The organism is Caulobacter sp. GW821-FHT12A07, from assembly GCF_058807655.1.
This window is the reverse complement of the sequence record NZ_JBXAQX010000001.1, coordinates 42916-64197: the sequence shown is the minus strand read 5'-3', so window position 1 is coordinate 64197 and position 21282 is coordinate 42916. Positions and strand designations below refer to the sequence as shown.

Annotated in this window: 14 protein-coding genes and 1 tRNA gene; 8 read left to right on the top strand and 7 right to left on the bottom strand. The window is 68.4% G+C overall.

Annotated features, from left to right (window positions below; translation table 11 throughout):
* Positions 1 to 14 precede the first annotated feature (14 nt).
* Positions 15 to 89 (bottom strand) — tRNA-Thr (locus tag AC1RRS_RS00290).
* A 341-nt stretch (positions 90 to 430) separates the two neighbouring features.
* Here AC1RRS_RS00290 and murA point away from each other — a divergent pair.
* The 5 genes from murA to AC1RRS_RS00265 all read left to right on the top strand — a co-directional run bounded on the left by murA (position 431) and on the right by AC1RRS_RS00265 (position 6766).
* Positions 431 to 1723 carry a UDP-N-acetylglucosamine 1-carboxyvinyltransferase gene (gene murA, locus AC1RRS_RS00285; RefSeq protein WP_487292323.1) on the top strand — a complete coding sequence of 431 codons (1293 nt, stop codon included), beginning with the start codon at positions 431 to 433 and terminating at the stop codon, positions 1721 to 1723.
* Between the two features lie 2 nt (positions 1724 to 1725).
* Positions 1726 to 2163, top strand: a complete 438-nt coding sequence (locus AC1RRS_RS00280) for a DUF2948 family protein (RefSeq protein WP_492853461.1) — start codon at positions 1726 to 1728, stop codon at positions 2161 to 2163.
* Between the two features lie 268 nt (positions 2164 to 2431).
* Positions 2432 to 3550 carry a hypothetical protein gene (locus AC1RRS_RS00275; RefSeq protein WP_492853460.1) on the top strand — a complete coding sequence of 373 codons (1119 nt, stop codon included), beginning with the start codon at positions 2432 to 2434 and terminating at the stop codon, positions 3548 to 3550.
* 56 nt (positions 3551 to 3606) lie between these two features.
* Entirely contained in the window at positions 3607 to 5520 is a 1914-nt protein-coding gene (locus AC1RRS_RS00270) for a M1 family metallopeptidase (protein WP_492853459.1), read from the top strand.
* Positions 5521 to 5590: 70 nt separating this feature from the next.
* Positions 5591 to 6766, top strand: coding sequence for a glycoside hydrolase family 5 protein (locus AC1RRS_RS00265; RefSeq protein ID WP_492853457.1), 1176 nt, complete (start codon positions 5591 to 5593; stop codon positions 6764 to 6766).
* 123 nt (positions 6767 to 6889) lie between these two features.
* Here AC1RRS_RS00265 and AC1RRS_RS00260 read toward each other — a convergent pair whose 3' ends face one another.
* Positions 6890 to 8143 carry a dicarboxylate/amino acid:cation symporter gene (locus AC1RRS_RS00260; protein ID WP_492853456.1) on the bottom strand — a complete coding sequence of 418 codons (1254 nt, stop codon included), beginning with the start codon at positions 8141 to 8143 and terminating at the stop codon, positions 6890 to 6892.
* Between the two features lie 143 nt (positions 8144 to 8286).
* Positions 8287 to 8493, bottom strand: a complete 207-nt coding sequence (locus AC1RRS_RS00255) for a hypothetical protein (protein ID WP_058346819.1) — start codon at positions 8491 to 8493, stop codon at positions 8287 to 8289.
* 226 nt (positions 8494 to 8719) lie between these two features.
* Between AC1RRS_RS00255 and AC1RRS_RS00250 the strand changes: the two genes are divergently transcribed.
* On the top strand, positions 8720 to 11728 hold the full coding sequence (locus AC1RRS_RS00250) for a TonB-dependent receptor domain-containing protein (RefSeq protein ID WP_492853455.1): 3009 nt from the start codon (positions 8720 to 8722) through the stop codon (positions 11726 to 11728).
* Between the two features lie 242 nt (positions 11729 to 11970).
* Here the strand turns inward: AC1RRS_RS00250 and AC1RRS_RS00245 are convergent, their stop codons facing one another.
* The gene (locus AC1RRS_RS00245) at positions 11971 to 12246 is read right to left on the bottom strand and encodes a FecR/PupR family sigma factor regulator (protein WP_492853454.1); all 276 of its coding nucleotides are present in this window, start codon (positions 12244 to 12246) and stop codon (positions 11971 to 11973) included.
* Between the two features lie 252 nt (positions 12247 to 12498).
* On the opposite strand from AC1RRS_RS00245, the gene AC1RRS_RS00240 reads away from it, so the two are divergent.
* Both AC1RRS_RS00240 and AC1RRS_RS00235 read left to right on the top strand, forming a co-directional pair.
* The gene (locus tag AC1RRS_RS00240) at positions 12499 to 12861 is read left to right on the top strand and encodes a CZB domain-containing protein (protein ID WP_110120960.1); all 363 of its coding nucleotides are present in this window, start codon (positions 12499 to 12501) and stop codon (positions 12859 to 12861) included.
* 97 nt (positions 12862 to 12958) lie between these two features.
* The gene (locus AC1RRS_RS00235; RefSeq protein ID WP_492853453.1) at positions 12959 to 13531 is read left to right on the top strand and encodes a hypothetical protein; all 573 of its coding nucleotides are present in this window, start codon (positions 12959 to 12961) and stop codon (positions 13529 to 13531) included.
* Positions 13532 to 13535: 4 nt separating this feature from the next.
* Here the strand turns inward: AC1RRS_RS00235 and AC1RRS_RS00230 are convergent, their stop codons facing one another.
* From AC1RRS_RS00230 to AC1RRS_RS00220, 3 genes are read right to left on the bottom strand one after another with little or no spacing between them, the layout of a single operon-like run.
* Complete coding sequence (locus tag AC1RRS_RS00230; RefSeq protein ID WP_492853452.1) at positions 13536 to 14942, bottom strand: efflux transporter outer membrane subunit; 1407 nt, start codon at positions 14940 to 14942, stop codon at positions 13536 to 13538.
* On the bottom strand, positions 14939 to 18142 hold the full coding sequence (locus AC1RRS_RS00225; RefSeq protein ID WP_492853451.1) for an efflux RND transporter permease subunit: 3204 nt from the start codon (positions 18140 to 18142) through the stop codon (positions 14939 to 14941). The genes AC1RRS_RS00230 and AC1RRS_RS00225 overlap by 4 nt, the downstream gene beginning before the upstream one ends.
* A complete protein-coding gene (locus AC1RRS_RS00220; protein ID WP_492853449.1) occupies positions 18139 to 21273 on the bottom strand; it encodes a multidrug efflux RND transporter permease subunit in 3135 nt (1044 codons plus the stop codon). The genes AC1RRS_RS00225 and AC1RRS_RS00220 overlap by 4 nt, the downstream gene beginning before the upstream one ends.
* Between the last annotated feature and the right edge of the window lie 9 nt (positions 21274 to 21282).

Genomic DNA, 21282 nt, shown 5'->3' with positions numbered 1-21282 from the left:
CGTCTGGGTCCCCGTGGTGCCGCCGGGCAGGATTGAACTGCCGACCTCAGCCTTACCAAGGATGCGCTCTACCACTGAGCTACGGCGGCGACGAGGAGGGGCGTATAGCCAACGATTTCGGGGATTGCAAAGCCCAAATCGCGTTGACTGAACGTCGCGGGCAATTCACCTGTGGACACATGAGTCAGTCATCGAAGCCAAACCCCAGTCAGGACAAGGAAAAAGCCGAACGCGAGGCGCGTCTGGCCCAGGCCCTGAGAACCAACCTCCGCCGTCGCAAGGCGCCCGCCAGCGCGTCGGCCAAGCCGGAATCGGCTTCGGAATAGGAATCGGCGCGGCCTCTTGCATGCCCCCTTGCAAGCGTTAGAACCGCGACCTCACATGTGACCCGCGTGGAAGACGGCTTTTCCGCGCGTTCGAGGGAATTTCATTGGATCGCATCGCCATCACCGGCGGCGCGCAGCTGAACGGGACCATTCCCGTCAGCGGCGCCAAGAACTCTGCCATCAAGCTGATGGCCGCCAGCCTGCTCACGGATCAGCCGCTGCGGCTGACCAACATGCCGCGCCTGGCCGACACGCGATTCCTCGGCAAGCTGCTGACGCGCCTCGGCGTCAGCGTCACCGAAAGCGACGACGGTCCCGACGGCCAGCAGACCATCCTGCACGCGCCGGAGATCACCAGCGGCTTCGCGCCCTATGACCTAGTGCGCCAGATGCGCGCCTCGTTCAACGTGCTGGGCCCGCTGGTCGCCCGCTCGGGCCAGGCCAAGGTTTCCCTGCCCGGCGGCTGCACCATCGGCGCCCGCCCGGTGGATCTGCACCTCCAGGCGCTGGAGGCCCTGGGCGCCAAGATCGACCTGCACGAAGGCTACGTCTACGCCCAGGCCCCGCGCGGCCTGAAGGGCGCCGAGATCGTCTTCCCGATCGTCTCGGTGGGCGCCACCGAGCACGCCATGCTGGCGGCCGTGCTGGCCGACGGCGTGACGGTGATCCGCAACGCCGCCTGCGAGCCGGAACTGGCCGACCTGCAGGAATGCCTGAACGCCATGGGCGCCAAGGTCGAGGGCGCGGGCACCCCCACCATCACCATCACCGGCGTCGCCCGCCTGAACGGCGCGACCCACTCGGTGATCCCCGACCGCATCGAGATGGGCACCTACGCCGTCGCCGCCGCCATGGCCGGTGGTGAAGTGCGCCTGACCAAGGCCCGTCCCGAACTGATCGAGAGCCTGTCGGTCAAGCTCGAGGAGGCCGGCGCCACCGTCGTGCGCACCGAGGACGGCGTCATCGTCAAGCGCAACGGCTCGCGCCTCAACGCCGTCGATCTCGAGACCGCGCCGTTCCCGGGCTTCGCCACCGATCTCCAGGCCCAGTTCATGGCCCTGATGACCACGGCGAACGGCGAGAGCCGCATCCGTGAGACCATCTTCGAGAACCGCTTCATGCACGCCCCCGAGCTGATGCGCCTGGGCGCCGACATCTCGGTGCACGGCGGCGAGGCCCGCGTGCGCGGCGTCGCCCAGCTGGAAGGCGCCGAGGTGATGGCCACCGACCTGCGCGCCTCCGTCAGCCTGGTGATCGCCGGCCTGGTGGCCCGCGGCGAGACCGTGGTGTCGCGCATCTACCACCTCGACCGGGGCTTCGAGCGCCTGGAAGAGAAGCTGGGCGCCTGCGGAGCCCAGGTGCGCCGCATCAAGGGCGACGGCGAGCCGGAGCTCTGAGCATGAGCGCCGCGCCCCTCCGCCTGCTGGCCCACGAGCCTGAAGACCTGCCGGTGATCTCGGCGGCGTTGCAGGACGCCGTCGCCAAGATCGGCGACATCCGCTGGGACGCGGCCGCCCGCACCCTGACGCTCGCCTGCAACCGCTTCCGCTGGGAAGCCGGCGGCAAGAAGAAGGGCGGCGAGCGCGTGCGCTCGGCCCTGCAACTGGGCGACGTCACCGGCGTCCAGGCCCGCAACCTGCGCCGCGACGCCAAGCAGGCGGTGGTCGAGCTGCTGTCGATCGCCTTCGAGCCGGGCGAAGAAGCCCCCGGCGGCGTGATCCTGCTGACCTTCGCCGGCGGCGGCGACCTGCGGGTCAGCGTCGACTGCGTGGAAGCCGCCCTGGCTGACGTCTCCGAGCCCTGGGCGACGCCCCGGAAGCCTGGGCACGAGGGGTAGGGGCTCAAGCTCCCTTATTCTCCCGTCATTCCCGCCCTTGTGGCGGGAACCCCTCTGTCAGCCGCAGGTGAGAGTGGGGCGGCGTGCTTAGCACGCCGCTTGCGCAGCCCGTGCGAACGGAACCAGGGTTTCCCGCCACAAGGGCGGGAATGACGGGAGGGGGAAGGGGCTGTCGGCGGTTAACCAATCAACCTTCTGATTTCCAAACATTTCAAATCGCATCCGACCTGATACGTTAACTCGCAGTTGAATCGACTTCGAGTGCGTGATGACCAGGATCGGCTCTCAGGGCTACGCCGCCGCCTACGCCTATGCGGGCGCGACGAGCAGTCAGACGGGAACTACGACCGCCGCCCAGGCCAAGGCAGCGGAAGCCGCCAAGACCGGCGCGTCCAGCGTCAGCGTCACCCTGTCGGCGGAAGCCCAGGCCGCCCTCGCCGCCGCGAGCGCCGACGGTCGCAGCCTCGCCACCGTGACCTCCGACGCCCGCAAGAGTCTCGACAGCCTGCTCTCCGCCGCCAAAGCCACCAGCGCGCTGAAGGACGGCAAGGCGACCATCGACGTCTCCGGCCTCGACCGCCGATCGCTCTACGCCGTCGCTTCGAACCAGGGCGGAAGCTTCCCGATCGAGGAGCAGGTGGTCGCCAGCCTCCAGTTGAAGGCCGGCCTCGACAAGGCCCTGGCCGCACCCGCCGCCGACGCCCGGGTCACCGGCGACTATGCCGGCCTCTACAAGGCCGCCCTGACCCGCCACGAGGCCGCCGGGACCGAGGAGAAGGGCGCGCTGGCCTGGCAGAACGCCAAGGCCGCCCTGGTCGAGGGCCTGCGCCAGGCGACCGCCAAGCCCGGAACCGCCCCCACGGGGATCGCCGACGATCCGGTCGCCGCCTACCTCAAGGAAAACGGCGGCGTCGTCGCCAATCCGCGCTCGCGCGACATCGACGCCGTGGCCTCCGACGTCCGCACCGCCCTGGACCGCCAGTACGCGCTGGCGACCGGGGAGGGGATGGCGACCGACGGCGACGCCGGAACCATCGACTTCACCCGTTTCGACGACCGCTCGCTGTCGGCCATCGCCCTGAACAAGGGCGGCCAGTTCTCCGGGCACGAGGTCAAGGAGGCCGCCGACGAGGTGCGCGCGCGCAACCGCGAGGGCGTCTCCTCGAACTGGAAGTCGGCCCAGCAGTCGGGCGACGCCTCGGTCTTCGGCCGCAACCTCGTCTCGCAATACGTCTCGATGAGCGACGAGGAGCGCGAGGCCGTCGGCTGGACCCCGGCCCTCTACGACAAGATGGTCTCGCTGCAGACCCTGTCGGACAAACTTTCCTCGATGTTCGGCGCGGACGGAACGCTCAAGACGGGTATGAGCCTGCTCGACTATCTGTAGGCCCCGGTATCTGGAATAAGAGGCGCAAAGTTCCGCTTCCACGGATTCATCGTCTCATGTCCCTGATCTCGAACACCTCGCGCGCCCTGCTGATGGCCGCGCTCCTCGGCGGCGTCGCCGTCCCGGCCCTGGCTTCGGCGGCGCCCGCGAAAGCGCCCATGATCGCCCCGCTGTCCACCCGCTCGGACGCCAAGGACATCCACTCCTACGCCAGGCCCCAGGTCGCCCGCGTCACCCATGTCGACCTCGACCTGACGGCCGACTTCACGGGCAAGAAGATGGTCGGCAAGGCCGCCCTCGACCTCAAGCTCGCGCCCGGCGCCAAGGAGGTCGTGCTCGACACCAAGGGCCTGAAGATCAAGTCGATCACCAACGCCCAAGGCAAGCCGCTGAAGTGGACGCTCGGGACGTTCGACCCGCATCTGGGCGCGCCCCTGACCGTCACCCTGGCCGGCGCCAAGCGCATCGTCATCGCCTATGAGAGCGCCCCCGACGGCGCGGCCCTGCAATGGCTGTCGCCCTCGCAGACGGCCGGCAAGGTCAAGCCGTACCTGTTCAGCCAGGGCGAGGCGATCCTCAACCGCACCTGGATCCCCACCCAGGACAGCCCGGGCATCCGCCAGACCTGGACCGCCCGCATCGTCGCGCCCGAGGGCCTGAAGGCGGTGATGAGCGCCGAGCAGCTGACCCCGAACGGCGAGCCCGTCGCCGGCGGCCGCGCCTATCGCTTCAGGATGGACAAGCCGGTCGCGCCCTACCTGATCGCCATCGCCATCGGGGATCTCGCCTTCCAGCCGCTGGGTCCGCGCACCGGGATCTATACCGAGCCCTCGGCCCTGAAGGCCGCCGCCTGGGAGTTCGCCGACGTCGAGAAGATGGTCGAGGCCGCCGAGAAGCTCTACGGCCCCTATCGCTGGGGTCGCTACGACCTCTTGGTGCTGCCGCCGTCGTTCCCGTTCGGCGGCATGGAGAACCCGCGCCTGACCTTCGCTACTCCGACCGTGATCGCCGGCGACCGCTCGCTGGTCAGCCTGGTGGCGCACGAGCTGGCCCACTCCTGGTCGGGCAATCTGGTCACCAACGCCACCTGGGCCGACTTCTGGCTCAACGAGGGCTTCACGGTCTATTTCGAGAACCGGATCATGGAGGCCCTCTACGGCAAGGACACGGCCGCCATGCTGGCCGACCTGGGCTGGACCGACCTGCACGAGGCGATCGAGGAGGCCGGCGGCATGACCGGTCCAGACACCCGCCTGCACATCGACCTGACCGGCCGCGATCCCGACGACGGCATGACCGACATCCCCTACGAGAAGGGCGCGGCCTTCCTGCGCACCATCGAGAAGGAGGTCGGCCGCGAGCGCTGGGACGCCTATCTGCGCGGCTATTTCGACCGCCACGCCTTCCAGCCGCAGACCGCCGAAGGCTTCATCGCCGACCTGCGCGAGAACCTCTTCAAGGGCGATGCGGCGCTGGAAAAGAAGATCGACGTCCAGCGCTGGATCTATCAGCCGGGCCTGCCGGAAAACGCCGTCCACGTGCAGTCCAAGGCCTTCGAGCCTGTTGACGCCGCCGCCAAGGCTTTCGCGGACGGCGGCGTTGCGCCGGTCGAGGCCTGGAAGGGCTGGGGCACATCAGAGCGGGTGCGGTTTGTCAGCCAACTGCCGCGCAAGCTGACGCCGGCCCAGCTGGCCGCCGTCGACGCCGCCTTCGGCCTGTCGGCCCAGGGCAACAGCGAGATCCGCTTCGCCTGGCTGCAACTGGCCATCGCCAACCGCTACGCGCCAGCCGTGCCGTCGCTGGAGCAGTTCCTGACCGGCCAGGGCCGCCGCAAGTTCGTCGCCCCGCTGTTCGTCTCGCTGTGGGGCCAGGGCGACTGGGGCCAGCCGATCGCCAAGCGCATCTATGCGGAGTCCCGGCCGCTCTATCACGCCGTCACCCGCGAGACGGTCGACAAGACGGTGAAGTAGGGGCCGCTTGCGCCCGAGGGTATTTGTAGGATGAATGCGCTCCGTCCCTTGCTGGTGGCGGAGCGTTTTCTTGTCGGCATTCCTTAGAGGCCTCGCGGCCGCCCTGGCCTGCGCATTGCTGGCTGTCCCGGCGCTCGCCGCGCCCAAATACCCGCTCTCCACGCGGGGTCCCGACATCGTCGACGCCAGGGGCGCGAAGGTGCGGCTGGTCAGCGTCAACTGGTTCGGCGCGGAGTCGGCCGAGTTCGTGGTCGGCGGGCTCGACAAGCAGCCGCTCGAGAAGATCGTCAGGACCATCAAGGCCGGCGGCTTCAACTCGGTGCGCCTGCCGTGGTCGAACGAGCTGGTCGAGCGCAACCCGGTGGTCGAGGACCGCTTCCTGGCCGCCAATCCCAGGCTGAAGGGCAAGACGGCGCTCCAGGTGTTCGACGCGGTGGTCGACGCCTTCGGCCGCGAGGGGCTGATGGTGGTGCTCGACAACCATCGCAGCCGCAGCGACTGGTGCTGCGACGAGGCCCATGGCGACGGCCTGTGGTGGACGCCCGCCTATCCCGAAAGCGCCTGGCTGGCCGACTGGAAGACCGTGACGGCGCGCTACGCCAACCGCCCCTTCGTGGTCGCCGCCGAACTGCGCAACGAGATCCGGCCCGATCCCTCCCTGGGCCTCAAGCCGGTGTGGGGCGGCGGCGATCCGCGCACCGACTGGCGGGCGGCCTCGATGCGCGGGGCCGAGGCCGTGCTGGCGGTCAATCCGAGGCTGCTGATCATCGTCGGCGGCATCGACTACCAGAACCACCTGACCGGGGTGCGCGATCAGCCCGTGACCCTGTCGGTTCCGGGGAAGCTGGTCTACGCCGCCCACGACTATGCCTGGAACCGCAAGCCCGAGGAACTGGCCGATCCGGCCCTGTTCGCCCGCCGCTCGCACGAGCGCTGGGGCTTCGTGCGTGACCCGGGCCAGCCCTGGACCGCGCCGGTCTATATGAGCGAATGGGGCGGCTGCACCCAGCCCGGCCCCGACGGCCAGCCGTGCAAGAGCGACCGCATCACCTTCGTCCAGGCTCTGGCGGGGTATGCGCGGGACACCGGCATCGACTTCGCCTGGTGGCCGCTGAACGGCACGCAGTCGGGCGGCTACAACCGCACGGCCGGGGCGGTGGAGCCCTATGGGCTGCTGGATCCGACCTGGGGCAAGTGGGCTGATCCGAAGGTGGTCGAGGCGCTGACGGGGAAGGCCGTTCGCTAGGCCCTACCCCCAAACCGTAAAACCTCCGCGAAAGCGGGGGCCCAGGCCTTTTCTGAAACGCGGGGCGCTCGACGATAAAACGCCTGGGTCCCCGCTTTCGCGGGGATTTTACGGAAGAAAGTATCAGGCGGTGGCCGGAGCCTCCTCCGGCTGGATGTCCTCCAGCTCCCCCTCCCACTTAGCCACCACGGCGGCGGCGACGGAGTTGCCGACCACGTTGGTGGCCGAGCGGCCCATGTCGAGCAGGTGGTCGACGCCGAGCACCAGGGCGATCCAGGCCTCGGGCAGGCCGAAATAGGTCAGGGTGGCCATGATGACGACGAGCGAGGCGCGCGGCACGCCGGCGATGCCCTTGGAGGTCACCATCAGCAGCAGCAGCATGAAGATCTGCTGCTGAACGGTCAGGTGCACGCCGTGGGCCTGCATGATGAACATGGTGGCGAAGGTGCAGTAGAGCATCGAGCCGTCGAGATTGAACGAATAGCCCAGCGGCAGGACGAACGAGACGATGCGGCGGCGCACGCCCACCTTGGGCAGGCTGTCGAGGATGCGCGGGTAGGCGGCCTCCGACGAGGCGGTCGAGAAGGCCAGCAGGGCCGGCTCGCGGATCACCCCGAACAGCGGGATGGCGCGCTTGCCCAGCACCACGAAGGCGGCGGCGAACAGCAGCACCCAGAGGGTCCCCATGGTGGCGTAGAAGCCGAGCACGAACTTGGCGTAGGTGCCCAGCATGGCCAGGCCCTGGGTGGCGATGGTCGAGGCCAGGGCCGCGAAGATCGCCAGCGGGGCCAGCTTCATGACGAAGCCGGTGACCTTCAGCATGATCTGGGCGCACTGCTCGACCAGGTGCAGCACCTGCGGGGCCTTGTCGTCGAGCGCGGCGACGGCGGTGCCGACGAACAGCGAGAAGACGACGATCTGCAGGATCTCGTTCTTGGCCATGGCGTCGAAGATCGAGGTCGGCACCAGGTGGGTGATGAAGCCCTTGAGGGTGAAGGCGTCGGTCGAGGCGGCGGGCTTCGAGGAAACCGCGGCTTCCACCAGGTGCAGGCCATGGCCCGGCTGCAGCAGGTGGACCATCAGCAGGCCCAGCAGCAGGGAGACGGCCGAGGCGCCGATGAACCAGCCCAGGGTCTTGGCGCCGATGCGGCCGACCGCGGCGGCGTCTTCCATGTGGGCGATGCCGGCGACGAGCGTGGTGAACACCAGCGGGGCGATGATCATCTTGATCAGGCGCAGGAAGATGTCGGTGATCAGGCTCAGACCCGAAGCCGCCGACTTGGCCCCCTCGGCGTCGAGGAACTGGTTGCACCCCCAGCCGACGAGCACCCCCAGCACCATCGCGCCGATGATCAGATAGGCGAAGCGTTTGTTCATCGGGCGGAACCTCTGCGCATGCGGCCGGCGAGCCGCCTGTCGCTAAGGCGTCCGCAAGGTGCGTGAATTTTTGGGGAAAAGGCGGACGGCGGGGCCGGAAAAGGCCGGTCCCGGTCAGGAATGGGGACGCGCTTGCGCGGTTATCAGGAGGCGGCGGCCTTTTGCAGGCGCTCGTAGCGGCTCAGGAGGCGCTCCCAGGTGACCCGCTTGATCGGCTCGCCCCGGCGCAGCTTGGTCCAGGTGGTCTCGCTGATCCCGTAGACGTTGTTGAGGTGCTCGCGAGTGATAGCGGGCAGGCGGCTCTTCAATCGCTCGAAGTGTTCGGCGGGGATCTGGATCACGTCCGGCATAACGGTCCCGTAGCTCTGTTCAGAAGGCCGACTTAAGCGGCCCGCATCTATCAAGACGCAGTCGCACGACGTTTCCTCACGTTCGGCGACAAAATATTTTCTCCTTACCAATCCGTGACTTGGCTTTACGGCAAAATGTCGTCGGGAAGATGTGGGTTCCGCAACAGGCTGCGTCTTGAAGTTCGGAAGCGCGAGGGGCGTGACCGAATACGAAGGGGACTAAGCGATGCGATCCAGCACCTTGCGAGCGATGATGGCCGGCGGTTGCGCCTATGGCGCCCTGATGATCGGCGCGGCCGGCGCCTACGCCCAGGAGGCCGCGCCGGCGCCGGAAGAGCCCCAGGCCGTCGAGGCCGTGGTCGTCACCGGTTCGCGCATCGCCCGCCAGGACTATGTGGCCAACAGCCCGATCCAGACGGTCGGCGCGGCGGCGATCGAGGCCACCGGCCAGGTGACGGTCGAAAAGGCCCTGTCGCAGATGCCCCAGTTCACCGGCTCGTTCGGCCAGGGCAACACCGGCTCGACCAGCACCGGCCTCAACGGCGGCCAGTCCTACGCCAGCCTTCGCGGCCTGGGCGCCAAGCGCACCCTGATCCTGCTCGACGGCCGCCGCCTGCAGCCGTCCAACCCCGACGGCTCGGTCGACCTCAACATCATCCCCGAAGCCCTGATCGAGAACGTCGAGGTCATCACCGGCGGCGCCTCCACCGCCTACGGCTCGGACGCCACCGCCGGCGTCGTCAACTTCAAGCTCAAGCGCAGCTTCGAGGGCCTGACCGCCGACGCCCAGTACGGCATTTCCGAAAAGGGCGACGCGGAGTCGTTCCGCTTCTCGGTCACCGGCGGCTCGTCCTTCGCCGACGGCAAGGGCCGGGCGGTGCTGTCGTTCGACTACACCAACCGCGACCGCGCCCTGCAGAGCGCCCGCGACTACTACATCTTCCGCACCTCGGCGCCGGGCCTGTCGACCATCCCGCAGGGCACGGTGCTGTTCGGCGCCAACCTGCCGACCCTGGCCTCGATCAACAGCTTGTTCCAGGGGACCTACGGCACCGCGGCCCTGACCGGCAACAGCGCCGGCCGCTACACCGGCCAGCTCGGCTTCAACACCGACCAGACCCTGTTCTCGACCTCGGGCGTGCCGGTCCTGAACTTCCGCGACCCGCAGACCGACAACGCCTACATCGTCAACGCCAACGCCTCGGGCACCTCGCAGCAGGTCAACTTCGGCTACAACGGCAGCTCGATGCAGTCGGACCTCGACCGCTACGCCGTCTTCGCCAAGGTCGACTATAACCTGACCGACAATCTGCGGTTCTTCTCGCAGTTCACCTTCACCGACTACACCTCGGTGGGCGTGTCGAACCCGACCCTGGCCTCGAACGTCTACGGCCTGACCGTGCCGGTGACGAACCCGTTCATCCCCAACGACTTCAAGGCCATCCTGGCCTCGCGCCCGACCCCGAACGCCGCCTTCACCTTCTACAAGGCCCTCGATATCCTGGGTCCGCGCGTCCAGAAGTACAGCTACGACGTCTTCCAGTTCACCAACGGCCTGTCGGGCGACACCGGCTTCCGCGACTGGACCTGGGACGGCTACGTCTCGTTCAGCCGCGCCAAGTTCGACAACGAGCAGACCGGCGGCGCCAGCGCCAGCGCCATCTCGCGCCTGCTCAACAGCCCGACCGGCGGTACGGAATACTGCGCCGGCGGCTGGAACCCCTTCGGCAACCTGACCCCGTCGGGCGAGTGCGTGCGCTACATGTCGCGTCGCACGCTGAACCAGAACAGCCTCGAGCAGCGCATGGTCGAGCTTAACGTCTCGGGCACGCTGTTCGACCTGCCGGCCGGCGCGGTGAAGTTCGCCGCCGGTACCGACTATCGCTCCAACGAATACACCTTCAAGCCCGACAGCCAGCTGAACCAGCCCGACGGCACCAGCGACATCCTCGGCTACAGCGTGCTGCGCGACGCCTCGGGCTCGGTCGACACCTACGAGGTCTATGGCGAGCTGCTGGTCCCGATCGTCAAGGACCTGCCCTTCATCCAGGAGTTCAACCTCGACCTCGGCTACCGCTATTCCGACTACAGCTCGGTGGGCGGGGTGCAGACCTACAAGGCCGACTTCGACTGGAAGATCATCGAGCCGGTGCGCCTGCGCGGCGGCTACAACCGCGCCATCCGCGCCCCCAGCGTCGGCGAATTGTACGCTCCCGTCTCGACGGGTTCGGTGGCCATCGGCACGGCCTCGTCGACCACCACCAACGGCGACCCCTGCGACGTCCGTTCGTCCTACCGCACCGGCGCCAACGCTGCGGCGGTTCGCACCCTCTGCCTGGCGCAGGGCGTGCCGACGGCGATCATCGACAGCTACCAGCTGGGCACCGCCCAGGTCTTCGCCCTGACCGGCGGCAATCCCGACCTGCAGGAAGAAACGGCCGACACCTACTCGTTCGGCGCGGTGCTGCGCTCGCCGTTCGAGGGCCCGCTGCTGAGCCGGATCACCGCCTCGATCGACTGGTACGACATCAAGGTGAAGGACGCGATCGGCAGCCTGTCGATCGTCAACGCCTTCCAGTTCTGCTTCAACTCGGGCGGCGCCAACCCGACCTATGATCCGAGCAACTACTACTGCTCGCTGCTGACCCGCAATTCGGCCAGCGGCGTGCCGACCAACCCGGTCCAGCCGCTGCTGAACCTGGGCCAGTTCCAGACCACCGGCGTCGACGTGCAGGTCGACTGGAACTTCGACTTCGCCGACACCCTGCTGGACAAGATCCCCGGTTCGCTGTCGGTCAACGTGGCCCTGGGCTACACCGACAAGTTCAAGATCCAGAGCCTGCCGGGGGCCGCGGTCTACGACTATGTCGGCACCATCGGCACGGGCGTCGAAAGCACCGCCGGCACGGCCCACCCGAAGTGGAAGTCGGTCACCTCGACCACCTACACCTGGGGTCCGGCGAGCGTCGGCCTGCGCTGGCGCTGGATCGACGCCATGGAAAACTCCGCCAAGGTGGTCACCCCGACCAGCACCTCGCGCGGCGTCGTCTCCTACAACGCCTTCGACTTCAACGGCCGCGTCAAGCTGCCGTGGGACACCGACCTGCGCTTCGGGGTCAACAACCTGTTCGACAAGGCCCCGCCGCAGGTGGGCGACACCGAGGGCAACTACGACGCCCAGAACTACGACGTGCTGGGCCGCTCCTACTACCTGGGCGTCCGCAAGCGGTTCTGACCGTCTCTAGATACGGGCGCGTCGGCCCCCTTTGACGCGCCCGGCCTTCGCCGCCGATCCCCCCCGGCGGCGGCGAGGAGGGGCGTCGGTCTTGGCGGGCCGGCGCCCTTTTCGCGTTCTTGAGCCTCCTCCTCTGGGGGAGGTGGCCCAGAGGGCCGGAGGGGGTAGCACCGACCTGCGCCGAGCAGACCCCTCAGTCGGCTTCGCCGACAGCTCCCCCAGAGGGGGAGCATCTTGTGGCCTCAGTGCGCCAGCACGCCCGCGACCGCCAGGGCCGCGACGGCGATGCCGGCTCCGCCCAGGGCCAGGACCCTCAGGTCGCGCCATACCGAAGGCTCCGGCGGATCCCAGCTGGCGATCTCGTCCTCGACCGCCCGCACCGCCTCGACGGCGTCGCGGCGGCGGGGCTGGGCGATCCAGGCCTCGAACGCCTCGTGGTCCGCCTCGCCGGCGTCGGGCGCGCGCAGGCGCTCCAGCCAGGCGGCGGCCTCGCGCACGTCTTCCTTGGTCCGGGTCATTTCGGCGTCCCTCCGTCCTCGGATGAAGCGGAGGCCGTTGTTCCGGGAGACTGTTACGGTCGAATGTCGCGCCGGACGTGCGGCGATATCCAGGGTTGTCCGGCGGGCGCCGCGCGGGCCGGGCGCCCGCGAAATCGGCGATGGCGGGGCCTTGAGCCCACCCTTCGTCAAACTGCAACCTGGGCGCAATAATCGCGAAACCGAAAGTCGTCATTGCGCACGTTCAGTCGCCCCCAGCGTGAGAGCGTGGTCATGGACTTTCTCGAACAGACCCAGTTTCACAATCGCATCTGCGAGGACCTCGAAGAGGCCATGGCCGGCGGCCGCCAGGTCGACGCCGTCGCCGTCCGCGCCGAGCGCCAGTGCGCCGCGGGCCAGTGGCTGCACGGCGAGGGCCACCGGCGGATGCCGGGCAGCCACCTGCACCTGCACTGCCTGGAGGCCCACCGCGAGTTCCATCGCGTCGCCGGCCAGGTCGCCGACCAGGTCAACCGCGGCGCCGTCGCCGACGCCCGCCGGTCCCTGCGCAATGGCGGCGCCCTGGCTCAGGCCAAGGCCGACCTGACCGCCGCCTTCCGCAAGATGCGCATCGCCGCCGAGACGACGGCGGGGTAGGGGGTTCCGCAGGCTAGCGGAAGCGCTGGTAGACTTTCCTTCCGTGCGTTCTATGCCTATGGCGGTGCGGCTATGCGCAAGCCCACGCTGAGGGACGATGCCCGAGAAGAGCGCTCACTCGAATTATTTGCACCGTCGGTACGAATTGGCGGCGAAGGCCGCCGAGCGCGTCGCCGCGCTACGCGATGAAGTTCAGAAGCAAATGCTGTTTGGCTTGGCGTCGGCAAATGCAGCATCGGCCATCGCGCTCACCGCTGCGTTTGCCGGCTTCAAAGGTAAAATTGAGGAATTGGGGCTTTCCCCTGTTCTAATCGCCGTGGCTGTGGCCGCCTTCCTGATCGGAACTTGGATTTCAGCCATAGCCATCAGCGCGTTTCATACGCGTTTGATCGGGGACGCTGGCAACGCTGAACGTAAATCCATGATGTTGGCTTATGCGGCGGATCACATCGACAACACGAACACTGAGCTTTTGGCTCGGAAGCAGGCCGATGATGCCAGCGCCATCCATATTCCGCAGTACGAGGAGCGTGACAGGGTTCGATCGCTTTTGGCGATGTCGGCATTGTTCTGGGGCGGGAGTGTTTTGGCGCTAGCTTTCAATTTGATTGCTGCCGCCCTCCGACCGGAAGCGAGGCTCTTCGGCATCTGGCTGAGCGAACGGTTCTAATACCCTAAGGCCCCTTCACCCCCGTCCATCCGCCGCCCAGCGCCTGCACAAGGGCCACGGCGGCCGCCTGGCGCGACACCCGGGCCGTGGCCAGTTCGCGCCGGGCCGACAGGGCCGAGGCCTGGGCGGTGACGACGTCGGTATAGGCCACCTGGCCGGCGCGATACTGGTTCAGCAGCATCTGTTCGGTCTGATCGGCGGCGGTCGAGGCCGTCTGCAGGAGGGCGTACTGGCGCTCCAGCACCCGCACCGCCGTCAGCTGGTTCTCGACGTCCTGGAAGGCCTCCAGCGCCGTCTGGCGATAATCGGCGGCGGCCGCGTCGTACGAGGCGCGGGCCTGGGCGACCTGGGCCTTGCGGGCCCCGGCGTCGAACAGGGTCTGGGCCGCGGCCAGGCCCAGCGACCAGGTGTTGGTCGAGGCCGCGAACAGGTCGCCGAGCTTGGTGGCGCTGCTCGAGCCGTCGCCGGTCAGGGTGAAGGTCGGGAAGTAGGCGGCGCGGGCCACGCCGATCTCGGCGTTGGCGGCGGCCACGCGGCGCTCGGCGGCGGCGACGTCCGGACGGCGCTCCAGCAGGGTCGAGGGCAGGCCGACGGGGATTTCCGGCACGCTGGCCGACCAGTTCGGATCGGCGGCGATCGTGAAGCTGCTGGCCGGCTCGCCGACCAGCACCGCCACGGCGTTCTCGTAGGTGGCGCGGGTCTGGCTCAGGCCCTCCAGGGTCGACTGGGCGTTGGCCAGGGTGGTCTGGGCCTGCAGCACGTCCGAGCGCGGGGCGATGCCTGCGTCGTAACGGTTCTGGGTGATCTTCAGGGACCGCTGGTAGCCCTCGACCGTGGCCTGGACGAGAGCGATCTCGGCGTCGGTCTGGCGCAGGCCCAGATAGTTGGTGGCCAGTTCGCCCTGGGCTGACAGCTCGGCGGCGGCCAGGTCGGCGGCGCTGGCCTGGGCCGAGGCCTTGGCGTTGTTCACCGTCGCACGGATGCGGCCCCAGACATCGGGCTCCCAGCTGGCGCCGATGCCGGCCTGGTAGCGCTCGCCCTTGCTGGACGACGAGGCGCCGCCGCCGCCGGTCTTGGTGGCCGAGCCCGACAGGTCGATCGCGGGGAAGAGCGAGGCGCGCTGCTCCTTCACCAGGGCGCGGGCCTGGCGATAGGCGGCCTCGGCCGAGGCGATGGTCTGGTTGTTGACCTTCACACGCTGGGCCAGGGCGTCCAGCTGCGGATCGCCCAGCAGGGTCCACCAGTCGCCACGATCGACGTGGTCGGCCGGATCGGCGGCCTTCCAGCCGTCCAGCGCCTTCCAGGCGGCGGGCGTCGGCGAGGCGAGCTTGGGGGTCTCGTAGGCCGGCGTCGTGGAGCAGGCCGCGACGAGCGCGAGCAGGGGAAGCGAAGTCAGAAAGCGGGCGGTCATCGGGCGGGCTCCGGCGGGGCGGGCATGTGGGTCAGGTCGCGCTCGTCCTTGCGCCGCTTGCCGCGCAGGCGGTCCATGTAGACGTAGACGACCGGGGTGGTGATGAGGGTCAGCAGCTGGCTGGCGATCAGGCCGCCGATGATGGTGATGCCCAGCGGCCGGCGCAGCTCGGCGCCTTCGCCGAAGCCGATGGCCAGGGGCAGGGCGCCCAGGGCGGCGGCCAGGGTCGTCATCAGGATCGGGCGGAAGCGCAGGAGGCTGGCCTCGCGCACCGCCTCCAGCGCCGTCAGCCCCCGGGCCCGCTGGGCCTCCAGGGCGAAGTCGATGATCAGGATGGCGTTCTTCTTGACGATGCCCAGCAGCAGGAACACCCCGATCAGCGCGATGATCGAGAACTCCATGCCGAACAGCAGCAGGGCCAGCACCGCCCCGACGCCGGCGGCGGGCAGGGTCGACAGCACCGTCACCGGGTGGACGTAGCTTTCGTAGAGGATGCCCAGCACGATGTAGATCGCCACCAGCGCCGCGGCGATCAGATAGGGCTGCTGCTTCATCTGCTCGTTGTAGCTGCGGGCGCTGCCCTGGAAGCTGCCGCGCACGCTGGTCGGCAGGCCGATGTCGGCTTCGGCCTGGGTGATGGCCGCCTGGGCCTGCGACAGCGACACCCCGTCGGGCAGGTTGAACGATACGGTGGTCGCCAGCTCGCCGTTCTGGTGGTTGACCGAGGTCGGGGTGGCGTTCTGCGAGACGCTGGCGATGGCTGTCAGCGGCGTCATCGGTGTGGCCGAGGTGTTCAGCGTCGAGCCGGTCGAGGCGTCGCGCAGCGACGGATTGACCGACGCGCCGCTGGTGCTGGCCGTGGAGGTCGTGCTGCTGGTGCTGGTCGGCACATAGACATCGTTCAGCGCCTCGGGGCCCTGGGCGAACTTCTGGTTCCACTCCAGGATCACGCCGTACTGGTTGACGTCCTCGTAGATCGTCGCGACCTGGCGCTGGCCGAAGGCGTTGTAGAGCGCGTTGTCCACGGCCTTGGGCGTGACGCCCATGCGCGAGGCGCTGTCGCGGTCGATGGTGACCAGGGTCTCGACGCCGTTCTCCGACTGGTCGCTGTCGACGTCGGTCATGACGTCGGAATGCTCCTTCATCGCCTCGGCCAGCTTGGGCGCCCATTCCTTGAGGGCGGCGCTGGAGTCGCTGGTCAGGGTGTACTGGTAGGTCGAGTTGCTCGACCGCCCGCCCATCCGCACGTCCTGCACGGGGTTGAGGAAGATCGACAGGCCGGTGACCTTCTGCAGCTGCGGCCGCAGGCGGGCGATGACGGCGCTGCCCTTGTCCTTGCGTTCGGAGACGGGCTTCAGGTTGACGAACATGAAGCCGCCGCCCGAACGGTTGCCGCCGGTGAAGCCGACCACGGTGTCGACGGCCGGGTCCTTGCGGATGATGTCGACCACGGTCCGCAGCTTGGCCTGCATGACCTGCGAGGAGACGCTTTCGTCGGCCCGCATGCCGGCCATCAGCTGGCCGCTGTCCTGCTGCGGGAAGAAGCCCTTGGGCACGGCGATGTAGAGCCAGATGGTCATGCCGATGACCGCGATCAGGATCATCAGCACCAGCGGCTTGGCCGCCAGGGCCCAGTCCAGGCTGCGGGCGTAGAGGCGCTGGACGCGGTCGAACAGCTTCTCGAAGGCGCGGGCGATGCGGCCTTCCTGGTGACCCTCGGGACGGGCGCGCAGCAGGTAGGCGCACATCATCGGCGTGGTCGTCAGGCTGATGACCAGCGAGATCAGCACCGCCGCCGACAGGGTGACGGCGAACTCGCGGAATAGGCGTCCGACCTGGCCGCCCATGAACAGCAGCGGGATGAACACCGCGACCAGCGAGACGCTGATCGACAGCACGGTGAAGCCCACCTCGCGGGCGCCCAGCACGGCGGCCTTGAAGCGGTCCATGCCCGCCTCGATGTGGCGCTGGGTGTTCTCCAGCACGACGATGGCGTCGTCGACCACGAAGCCGGTCGCCACGGTGATGGCCATCAGGGACAGGTTGTTGAGCGAGAAGCCCAGCAGGTACATGACGCCGAACGTGCCCAGCAGCGAGACGATGGTCGCCGCCGTCGGGATGAAGGTCGCCCGGGCGCTGCGCAGGAAGGCGCTGACCACCAGCACCACCAGGACGATCGAGATCAGCAGGGTGATCTCGATCTCCTTCAGCGACGAGCGGATCGAGTTGGTGCTGTCGCTGGCCACCTGCACGCTGATGTCGCTGGGCAGCTGGGCGCGCAGCTCGGGCAAGGCCTCGCGCACGCTGTCGACGGTCTCGATGATGTTGGCGCCCGGCTGGCGGGTGATCAGCACGATGATCGCCGGCTTGCCGTTGAAGAGGCCCAGGGTGCGGGTGTTGGCGACGCTGTCCTTGACGTCGGCCACGTCCGACAGCTTGACGCCGGCGTCGCCGCGCCAGGCCACCAGCAGGCCGGCGTAGTCGGCCGCCGTGCGGCCGCTGCTCGAGGTGTAGATCTGGTAGCGCTTGCCGTCGCCTTCGAGGGCGCCCTTGGGCCGGTTGGCGTTGGCCGCCTGGATCGAGGCGCGCACGTCCTCCAGGCTCACCCCGTACTTGTTGAGCAGGAACGGGTTCACCGAGATCCGCACGGCCGGCAGCGAGCCGCCGCCGATCTCGACCCCGCCGACGCCCTGCACCTGCGAGACGCGCTGGGAGACGATGTTCGACACCGCGTCGTAGATCTGGCCCGGCGTCTTGGTGTCCGAGGTCAGGGCCAGGATGATCACCGGCGAGTCCGACGGGTTCATCTTGCTGTAGGTCGGATTACTCTTCAGCGTCGCGGGCAGGTCGGCGCGGGTGGCGTTGATGGCCGCTTGCACCTCGCGGGCGGCGCCGTCGATTTTGCGGTTGAGGTCGAACTGCAGGGTCACCCGCGTCGAGCCCGACGAGCTCTGCGAGGTCATCTCGTTGACGCCGGAGATCACGCCGAGGCGGCGCTCCAGCGGCGTGGCGACGCTGGAGGCCATGGTCTCGGGGCTGGCCCCCGACAGGCTGGCCGACACCGCGATGGTCGGATAGTCCACCTGCGGCAGGGGCGAGACCGGCAGCACGAAGAAGCCGAAGATGCCCGCCATGGCCAGGCCGACGGTCAGCAGGACCGTGGCCACCGGCCGGCGGATGAAGGGCGCCGACAGGTTCATGACGGCAGCCCGGGCAGCGGACGCTCGACCCGGCCCTCGTCGGCTTGCCCGTCCTCGCGACGACCCTTGGCGCTGGGCGCCAGGCGGTCGAAGGCGAGATACACGACCGGCGTCGTGAACATGGTCAGCAGTTGGCTGACCAGCAGGCCGCCGAAGATGGCGATGCCCAGCGGACGGCGCAACTCGGCGCCTTCGCCGAAGCCCAGCATCAGCGGCACGGCGGCGAACAGGGCCGCCAGGGTGGTCATCAGGATCGGGCGGAAGCGCAGGATGGCGGCCTGGAAGATCGCCTTCTCGGGCGACTTGCCCTCGTTACGTTCGGCCTCGATCGCGAAGTCGATCATCATGATCGCGTTCTTCTTGACGATGCCGATCAGCAGGATGATGCCGATGATCCCGATCACGCCCAGGTCATTGCCCGTCACCCACAGCGCTAGCAGCGCCCCGACCCCGGCCGACGGCAGGGTCGACAGGATGGTCAGCGGGTGGATGTAGCTCTCGTAGAGCACGCCCAGCACGATGTAGACGCAGACCACGGCCGCCAGGATCAGCCACAGCTGGTTGCTCAGCGAGTTCTCGTAGGCCCCGGCCGCGCCCAGGAAGGTGTGGGTCACCGACGTGGGCATGCCGATGTCCTTCATCGCCTTGCGCACCTCGTCCACCGCATGGCCCAGCGACACGCCCGAAGCGGTGTCGAAGCCGATGGTGGTGGCCGGGAACTGGGCGACGTGGGTCACCTGCAGCGGCGCCTGCTTTTCCTTGATGGTCGAGAAGGCCGCCAGGGGGGCGGGCGAGCCGCCGCCGGTCTTGAGGTTGAGATTGCCCAGCGAGGCCGGGTCGGTCAGCAGGCCCGGCTTGGCCTCCAGGATCACCCGGTACTGGTTGGTTTCGGTGAAGATGGTCGAGACGATCCGCTGGCCGAACGCGCTGTAGAGGGCGTCGTCGATGTCCGAGGCGGTGATCGAAAGCCGGGCGGCGGTGTCGCGGTCGATGTCGATATAGGCCGCCGAACCGGTGGCCGAGGCGTCGCTGTAGACGTTGCGGACGGCCTTCACCTCGGCCAGCTTGGCCGCCAGCTTGCCGGCCCATTCCTTGACCGTGGCGGTGTCGGCGCCCTCCAGCGACAGGCGGTACTGGGTCGGACCGCTCTCGGCGTCGATGGTCAGGTCCTGGGTCGGCTGGAGATAGAGGGTCACGCCCGGCACGGCGGCCACGCGCTCGCGCAGCCGCTGCATGATCTTCTCCTGCGAGCCGCTGCGGTCGGCCTTCAGGTTGATCTGCATCTGGCCGGTGTGGAGCATGCTGTTGTTGGCGCCGTCCACCCCGATGAACGAGGCGACGTTCTCCACCGCCGGGTCCTCCAGGATGGCTTCCGCCGCCTGCTGCTGCAGGCCAGCCATGCGCTCGTAGGACACCGACTGCTCGACCTCGGTGCGGGCCTGCAGCTGGCCGGTGTCCTGGGTCGGGAACAGGCCCTTGGGGATGACCATGTAGAGCACGCCGGTCAGCACCAGGGTGGCGACGGCGACGACCAGGGTGGCCTTCTGGCGGGCCATGACCCAGGCCAGGGCGACCTCGTAGCGGCCCTCGATCTTCTCGAACAGCGCCTGGGCCTTCTTGCCGACGCTGTTGGGCTTTTCTTCCTCTTCCGCGTGGCTCTTCAGCCAGCGGGCCGACAGCATCGGGGTCAGGGTCAGCGACACCACGGCCGAGATCAGGATGGTGATCGACAGGGTGATGGCGAACTCGCGGAAGAGGCGCCCGACCACGTCGCCCATGAACAGCAGCGGGATCAGCACGGCGATCAGCGAGATGGTCAGCGAGATGATCGTGAAGCCGATCTCGCGCGCGCCCTTCAGCGCCGCCTGCATCGGCTTTTCGCCCCGCTCCATGTGGCGGATGATGTTCTCGATCATGACGATGGCGTCGTCGACGACGAAGCCGGTCGCGATGGTCAGGGCCATCAGGGACAGGTTGTTGAGCGAGAAGCCCAGCAGGTACATCACCCCGCACGAGCCGATCAGCGAGATCGGCACGGCCAGGCTGGCGATGATCGTCGCCCGCAGGGAGTGCAGGAAGAAGAAGATCACCAGCACGACCATCACCACGGCCAGCACCAGCTCCATCTCCACGTGGTGGACCGAGGCGCGGATGCCGGTGGTGCGGTCGGCCAGCACCTCGACCTTCAGGGTGGCGGGCAAACCCGCTTGAAGCTCGGGCAGCTTGGCCTTGATGGCGTCGACCGTCTTGATGACGTTGGCGCCCGGCTGGCGCTGGACGTTGACGATGATCGACGGGGTCTTGCCGGCCCAGGCGCCCAGGCGGGTGTTCTCGGCGCTCTGCACCACGCTGGCCACGTCGCGGATGCGGATCGGGGCCTCGTTCTTGTAGGTGACGACGAGGTCCAGATAGTCGTCGACCGTCAGCAGCTGGTCGTTGGCGTTGATGGTGTAGGTGCGGGTCGGGCCGTCGAAGCTGCCCTTGGCGCTGTTGGCGTTGGCGTTGCTGATCGCGGTCTCGAGGTTCGACAGGGTCAGGCCGTACGAGGCCATCGCCTGGGTGTCGGCCTGGATGCGGATCGCCGGCTTCTGGCCGCCGCTGAGCGACACCAGGCCCACGCCCGAGACCTGGCTGATCTTCTGGGCGAGGCGCGTGTTGACCAGGTTCTGCACCTCGGTCAGCGGCAGGGTGTCGGAGGTGATCGCCAGGGTCAGCACCGGCGCGTCGGCGGGGTTGACCTTGGCGTAGGTCGGCGGGGCGGGCAGGTCGGCCGGCAGCAGCGAGTCCGCCGCGTTCATCGCCGCCTGTACTTCCTGTTCGGCGACGTCGAGCGTCTCGCCCAGGCCGAACTGCAGGGTGATGATGCTGGCGCCAGCCGTGCTGACCGAGCTCATGCGGGTCAGGCCCGACATCTCGCCCAGCTGCTTTTCCAGCGGGGCGGTGACGGTCTGGCTCATCACCTCGGGGCTCGCGCCCGGATACAGGGTCTGGACCTGGATGGTGGGGTAATCCACCTCCGGCAGGGCCGACAGCGGCAGCAGCTTGAAGCCGACCAGGCCGGCCAGGACGATGGCCGCCATGAACAGGGCCGTGGCGACCGGCCGCTGGATGAAGGGACGCGAGGGGTTCATCGCCTGGCT